Raw genomic sequence first — 7,078 nt, forward strand, 5'->3', positions numbered from 1 at the left:
GGACCGTGCGGCGCGACGACGGGCGACGAGGGGCGGTCGGGATCGCACGCCCGCGCCGTCGCCTGGGTCACACCCGTGCCATCCTAGGCCGATCGCCTGGGAGTCCGGCACGGGTTCGCGACGGACGAAACCGCTCCGGCGCCGTGAGCGGGCGTTTGGCCCCGACTCGCCGCGTGCACGGGGCCAGGAGCCCGGTCACAGCGTCTCGTGGTCGCGGCCCTGGCCGGGGGCGAGATCGGCGGCGGCGCGGTCGGCGAGCTCGGCGCCCGCCGCGCCGTACAGGTGGAAGACGGCGTCCGCGCCGTGCCGGCGCAGCTCGGCGGCGTCCTCGTCGTAGCGGGCGATCGCCGCCACCCGGCCGGCGAAGCCCACCGCGCGCAGCCGGGCCAGGGCGATGAGGTTCGCCTTGTGGAACGGCATCGCGAGCACGGCGAGACGCACCTGACCGGCCCGCTTCACCCGGGCCCAGAACTCGGAGTCCGTGGCGTCCGCGGGGACGACGGCGATCCCTTCGTCGCGGAGCGCCGCGACCCGCGTGCGGTCGTGCTCGACCCCCATGACCGACAGGCCGTGCACGTCGCGCAGCCGCCGGTACGTGGCGGAGCCCACCCGCCCCAGGCCGAGGACGACGGCGTCGGCCCGGCCGATGTCGACGGGCCGGTCGTCGGGGTGCAGCTTGTCGACGTCCCGGCGCGGCAGGAGCCCGGTGAGCCGGGCGGCGAGCTCCACCCCGCGCCGGTTGACGATCGCCGAGACGACGAAGCTCGCCGCGACCGCCAGGGACACGATCACCGTCCACTCCTCGTCGAGGAGGCCCGCCGTCGCGCCGAACGCGACGACGATGATGCCGAACTCCGAGAAGTTGCCGAGGGCGAGCCCGGCGAGGAACGAGGTGCGGCGACGCAGCCGCATCAGCCACAGCAGCACGGCGTAGCCGGCCGCCTGGAGGGGCAGGAGCAGGAGCAGGAGGCCGGCGAGCGCCAGGTCGACCGGGGCGGGCATCCCGTGCAGCCCGATCTGCAGGAAGAACGCGACGAGAGCGAGGTCCTTGACCGTGAGCAGGGAGCGGGAGAGCTCGGTGGCCCGCGGGTGCCCGGCGAGCAGCGCACCCATGACGAGCGCTCCCAGGTCGCCCGACAGCCCGACCGCATCGAACAGCCAGAAGCCGGGCACGAGGGCGACGAACGCGCCGAACAGCGCCTGCAGCTCGCCGTGCCCGGCCCGGTCCCAGACCCGGCGCAGCACCCAGGCGCCGGGGATCAGGCCGACGACGGCGAGCGCCCACGGGCTGGGCGGCTCCCCCGTCGAGACGGCGAGGAACGCCACCGCGACGACGTCCTGGACCACGAGCACGCCGACGGCGATGCGCCCGTACAGCGCCGTCGTGTCGGAACGGTCCTCGAGCACCTTGACGACGAAGACCGTCGAGGAGAACGACAGCGCCAGCCCGACGAGCGCCAGGGAGCCGAGCGACTCGTCGGCGAGCAGCCGGATCCCGACGACGGCGAGCAGGCCGAGGAACCCGACCGCGACGGCGACGCTCAGCACCAGGTGCGCCACGGTCGTGAGCCAGATCTCCGGGCGCAGCAGCGAGCGGACGTCGAGCTTCAGCCCGATCGCGAACAGCAGGAGCGCCACGCCCAGCTCGGCGACGGTCTCCAGGCCGGGCAGCTCCGGGGCTCCGCCCGCCCCGAGCGCGAACCCGGCGGCGAGGAAGCCGACCAGCGGCGGCAGCCGCAGGAGCGTCGCCGCCAGACCGCCCACCAGCGCCGCGGCGAGGTACAGCACGGCCGTGGCCATCTGCGCTCCTGACCTTCTCCGGTCCCGACCGACGCGGGTTCCCCGACGTCGTGGCGCCGATCCTACGAGCGCAGGGTGCCCGGCGCCCTATGCCGCGCGCACGGCCCCGGCCAGCGCGGGTGCGAGCTCGCCCACCGGCGCGACCGCCGTCGTCCCGAGCCCGAGCCAGCCCGCGAGCACGGCCAGCTCGGCGCCCAGCGCCGCCGCGGTGTCGGGGCCGGCGTGAGCGGTGGGGTGCACCGCCTGGACGCGCAGGACGCCCGCCTGCCGGTCGGCCTTGAGGTCGACGAACGCCGTGATCGCGTCGCCCTCGAGGAACGGCAGCACGTAGTACCCGAGCACCCGCTGCGGAGCGGGCACGTAGATCTCGATCCGGTAGAACACGTCGAAGAGCGCCTCGAGCCGCCGCCGCTCCCACACGAGCGGGTCGAACGGGCTGAGCAGGGTGCGCGCCTGTGCCCGGCGAGGCACGCGCGCGTCCCGGTGCCGGTAGGTGGGCTCGTCCCAGCCGCGCACCTCGACCGGCACGAGGACGCCGTCCTCGACCAGCTCGTCCCGGGCCCGGCGCACGGCCGGGCCGCGCAGGCGGAAGTAGTCGGCGAAGCAGCGGACCGTGCCCACGCCGTGAGCCCGCGCGCCGAGCTCCAGCAGCCGCCACACCGCCTCGTCCGCGGGCACCGGTCCCGCCGCGCGGACCGCGGGCGGCAGCACGCGCTCCGGCAGGTCGTAGCAGCGTTCGAACGCGGTGTTGCGTCGCGCGGCCATCACCTCGCCGGTGAAGAACAGGAACTCGAGGCACCGCTTGGCCATCGTCCAGTTCCAGCCCCACTCCTCGCGGGAGCGCGGGCCGGACCGCCCCGTGGCGACCAGCTCGTCGTGGATCTCGCGGGCTGTCACCGGCCCCCGCTCGGCGACCAGCTGCCGCACTAGGTCCATCTCGGCGGCGTGGGCCAGCGGCGCCCCGGCGATGGTGCCCCAGGCCTCGTCGAGATAGTTGCGCCGCCGCCACTCGAGCAGCGGGTACGTCGTGGCCGGCACGAACGAGGCCACGTGCGCCCACGTCTCCACGATCCTGCGCGGCGCCCGCCCCGCCGCCCGGTCCAGCAGCCCGACGTCGTACGGCCCGAGCCGCGAGTACAGCGGCATCAGGTGCGCCCGCGCCAGCACGTTCACGGAGTCGATCTGCAGCAGGTTCAGCTGCTCCACGGTCGCCATCGCCCGGCGCATCGTCACGCCGCCGTCGAGCCCCGGCCGGGCACGGTGCAGCCCTTGCGCCCCGAGAGCGACACGGCGGGCCTGCGCGAGCGAGAGGGAGTCCACCCGGCCATCCTGCCGACGACCACCGACAGGGGCGAGGGACGGGCCCTGAGGTTTCGAGGCTCAACCAACGAGGAGGGTTTCGACAGGCTCCACCACCGAAGACCGCAAGCGGACAGACGAGAGCGGGTCAGGGCATCTTCGCGGGGACGTATCCCTCCCGAAGTGGAGGGCGCCCTAGCGCCCGTGAACGCGTCCCCGCGAAGATGCCCCGACCCGCTCTCACCGCAACGCTGGTTGCGGTCGTCCGACCGGGATCACGTCAGCTCGGTGACCGGCTCCACGCCTCCGACCGTCGAGTCCAGCTCGATGACACCGTACGTCCAGCCCCGCCGGCGGTACACCGCGGACGGACGGGCCGTCTCCTTCGAGATGAAGAGGAAGAAGTCGTGCCCCACCATCTCCATCTGGTAGACGGCGTCGTCGACGGTCATCGGCTCTGCGTGGTGCAGCTTGCGCCGGATCACCACCGGGGAGTCGCCGAGCTGCTCCTCGACGGCGTCACCGGGCTCGGCGAGCGCGACGGGTGCGGTCGGCTGGGCCGCGGTCTCGGTGGCCGCGACCTCGTCGTAGGGGCGGACGTCCACGGACGGGAGGACGCCGTTGGCACGGCGGCGGTGGTCCTTGCGGCGGTCGCGCGATCGGCGCAACCGTTCGGTGAGCTTGTCCAACGCGATGTCGAGGGCACCGAACCGGTCGTCCGCCGCGGCCTCCGCGCGGATCACGGGCCCCTTGTCGTGCACGGTGAGCTCGACCCGCTCTCGGACCTCGGAGAGCCGCGGGTTGTTCTCGCGCGTCACTTCCACGTCCACCCGGCGAGCGGCCGGTGCGAGCTGGGTGACCTTGCTCAGCTTGTCCTCCACGTGCCGGCGGAACCTGTCCGCCACCTCCGTGTGCCTGCCGACGACGACGATCTCCATCGTGTTGCTCCACTTCGTCGTGAGGCCGCCCACTGCTCGAGCGACCCGAGTTGTCTGTCTGGGCACCCCGTCCGGGGCACCGTGCTCGGCACCACCTCCCGGGTCGCCGGACGTCCGTCCGGACCGCTCGTGGGTCGCACGGGCGAGCGTCCCGGACCGAGGTCTCGGGGGCGGTTCGCCCGCGTGGGACCCTCAGGCTAACCCCCTCCCGTGCGCCAGGTACACCGGGGGCGCGAGGAGGTTCCTCACGTCTTTCGTGACGGCCCCCGGAGGTGGGGTCGCGGCCAGCACGAGGGCCCCGAGGACGTCCGCCCCGACGTCCTCGAGGGCGCGTTCCGCGGCTGCGAGCGTGGAGCCGGTGGTGACCACGTCGTCGACGAGCAGGACGGCGGGACGGGCCCCGCCGGCGCGGGCGAGGGCCCGGTCGCGCGTGGCCACGGACCCGGTGAGGTTGCGCGCGCGGGCGCGAGCGCCGAGCCCTACCTGGTCGCGCCCGCGGCCGCGCCGGGTCAGCGCCGGGACGACCGTCGCGGCGAGCCCGGCGTCGCGCAGCCCGTCCGCGGCGGCACGGGCGAGGACGCGCACGTGGTCGCGTCCGCGGGCGCGCCGGGACGCCGCCGTGGAGGGTGCGCCGACGACGAGCAGGGGCCGCCCGGCGACGGCGCGCGCCGCGGTCGCGGCGACGGCGCGTGCCGCGGTCCGCACCGGGGGTCCGACGAGCCGGTCGAGGTCGGTGCGTCCACGGTCCTTCCAGGCCACGACGACCTCCCGCACCGGCCCGCCGTAGGCCGAGAGCGCCCAGACCGGCAGCACGGGGACGCCGTCGAGCCGGTCCAGGCGCGGGGCCGCCGCCTCGACGCGGGCCGGCGGCCCGACGAGCAGCGCCTCGCAGGTGGGGCACCAGGGCACGTCGAGCGCGCCGCAGCCGGGGCACGACACCGGCACGACGAGGCGGCCGAGCTCGCGGAGCCACCGCACGGGCGGCGCGGTCGTCGTCGGGGGCATGTCTGCAGCGTGCCGGGCCTGCGGGACGCGGCGGGCGTGCTCGCCGCGTCCTGGGGACGACGGCGGCCTGGGGGCAGCGTCGGGCCCTCGTCGCCGTGCGGCGGTGTCGGTGTCGGTGTCGGTGTGGGCGTCGTCGGCCGGGCCGTCAGCCCGGGTAGGCGACCAGGTCGACGTCGTCGGACACCATCGACCACAGCGCGGAGCTCTGCCGCGAGTACAGGGTGCCCCCGCTGTCGATGGCGAGCATGGCCCCCGTACCGACGGACGCCGTCACGGAGCGCGGCTCCGGGACGCCGGGCTGCGCCCGGGACAGCCCGCCCTGGCCTGAGAGCCCACCGACGCCGGTGAGGAAGACCGCGTCGTCGCCGTCGGACTCCTGGCCGATCAGGGCGAGCGCCGCCTCGTCCTGCCACACCGCCTGCGTCACCTGGCGCACGGAGGCGCCGACCTGCACGGGCGCCGAGAGTCCGGTCGGGACGTTCTCGGCGTCGCGGACCACGCCTGCCACGTGCACCAGACGACCGCTGGGGCCGGAGCTGACGATCGCGACGCGGGCGCCCTCCGGCGACACGTGCACCGACCGGATGGTCCGCGACGACAGCCAGTCGACGTCCAGCGTCCGCACCGCGCCCGACGGCATCGCCACGAGGAGGTCCGCGCCCTGCGCGCTCCACACGGCGCTGAACCGGTCGACGGAGGGCGGCGCGAGCTTCGCGCCGGACAGCAGCACGTCGGGCGCGTCGTCGCCGGTGACGCGGACGATGCGCTCCGCGCCGTCGCGCACCACGACCGGCTCGTCGCCGGGGCCGGCGGCGAGGGCCGTCGGGTCGAGGCCGTCGAGCGCGACGGGCTCGTCCGGCTCGCGCAGCTCCCGCCCGACGACACGCACGAGCGTGCCGTCGGAGACGGCGAGCGCCTCCCCCGACGTCCGGGGCGTGGAGATCGAGTCGGCCGCGCGGGTCGTGAGCGGCGTGTTCTGGTCGGAGAGGACGACGGTGCGCCCTTCGCCCTCGGCGAGCGACGCCTGCAGCTGCGCGGTCGCGAGCGCCCGCTGGTCGGCGCTGGCCTGCGAGATCGTGGACGTGAGGCTCACGTCGATGGTGCCGTCGTCGGTCACCGTCACCGCGTCGATGGCGAGCGACGTGCCCTCGGGGATGACCGTCGTCGTCGAGTCCTGCAGCCACTCGGGCGGGCCGGCGAGGATCTCACTGGTCGCGTCGGTGCGCCAGGTCTGGCGCGGGAACCACCGCATGTCGGGCACCCACCAGGCGAGGTCGGGCGTCGGGAAGTAGAGGGTCGTCGGGTGGAACGCCTGGCCGAAGAACGCGGCCGGGAGCATGAGACCGTCCTCGAGCTGGGAGATGCGCCACTCCCCGCCCGCACCGCGCGACAGACCGAAGGACACCACGAACTCGTTGGTCCGCGCCTCTTCGGTGTACATCCCGCGGTCGTCGAGCGTCGCGACCACGCGCACGGTCGCGTCGACGGTCGTCTCCGTCGCGTCCGCGGGGACGTCGGCGAGGTCCAGCTCGGGGTCCTCCTCCAGCACGAGCACGCGCGCGTACCGGTCCCAGCCCTCCCACGCCTCGTCCGTGACGTACTCCTGCGCGACGGCGAACGACGAGCTCGACGTGGGGCCGAGCTGCGCCACGCTGAGGAAGCCCTGCACCACCTGGTCCGGGCTGGCGCCGGCCGCCGGTCCGGACGCGATGTAGCCGATCTCGCTGATGTTCTCCAGCTCGGTGTCGCCGTCGCGCACCGGCCCGTTCGTGGGGATGCGCGCGCACGCGACGGTCACCGCGAGCACGGTCAGGACGGTGACGAGGGCGGCGGGCAGGCCGCCGACCCGGCGGTGCGGGCGGCGCACCTGCCCGGGGGCGCGGGACGTCGTCATCGGACCTCCTCCTCGGCGTGCGGGCGGCCCGCCGGGGCGGGGGGGGGGGGGGGGTGCCCCCCGCCGGGGGCCACCCCCCCCCCCGCCGACGACGGAGACCAAACAACCCCGGGGGGCAAAACGGGGACAGGCAACGAGCCCG

The 7,078-nt window shown here is 75.3% G+C and carries 5 protein-coding genes; all 5 read right to left on the reverse strand.

Annotated features, from left to right (window positions below; genetic code table 11):
* Positions 1 to 195: 195 nt before the first annotated feature.
* Positions 196 to 1,800 (reverse strand): cation:proton antiporter, encoded by a 1,605-nt coding sequence (locus ACFQ80_RS13130; RefSeq protein ID WP_430563953.1) that lies wholly within the window; start codon positions 1,798 to 1,800, stop codon positions 196 to 198.
* A gap of 87 nt (positions 1,801 to 1,887) precedes the next feature.
* A complete protein-coding gene (locus tag ACFQ80_RS13135; protein WP_430563954.1) occupies positions 1,888 to 3,120 on the reverse strand; it encodes a winged helix-turn-helix domain-containing protein in 1,233 nt (410 codons plus the stop codon).
* A 254-nt stretch (positions 3,121 to 3,374) separates the two neighbouring features.
* Complete coding sequence (gene hpf, locus ACFQ80_RS13140) at positions 3,375 to 4,037, reverse strand: ribosome hibernation-promoting factor, HPF/YfiA family (protein ID WP_430548993.1); 663 nt, start codon at positions 4,035 to 4,037, stop codon at positions 3,375 to 3,377.
* A 192-nt stretch (positions 4,038 to 4,229) separates the two neighbouring features.
* Complete coding sequence (locus ACFQ80_RS13145; RefSeq protein WP_430563955.1) at positions 4,230 to 5,042, reverse strand: ComF family protein; 813 nt, start codon at positions 5,040 to 5,042, stop codon at positions 4,230 to 4,232.
* Positions 5,043 to 5,187: 145 nt separating this feature from the next.
* Positions 5,188 to 6,936 (reverse strand): LpqB family beta-propeller domain-containing protein, encoded by a 1,749-nt coding sequence (locus ACFQ80_RS13150; RefSeq protein ID WP_430563956.1) that lies wholly within the window; start codon positions 6,934 to 6,936, stop codon positions 5,188 to 5,190.
* Positions 6,937 to 7,078 lie beyond the last annotated feature (142 nt).

The organism is Isoptericola sp. NPDC056578 (assembly GCF_042793275.1).
GTDB lineage: Bacteria > Actinomycetota > Actinomycetes > Actinomycetales > Cellulomonadaceae > Isoptericola.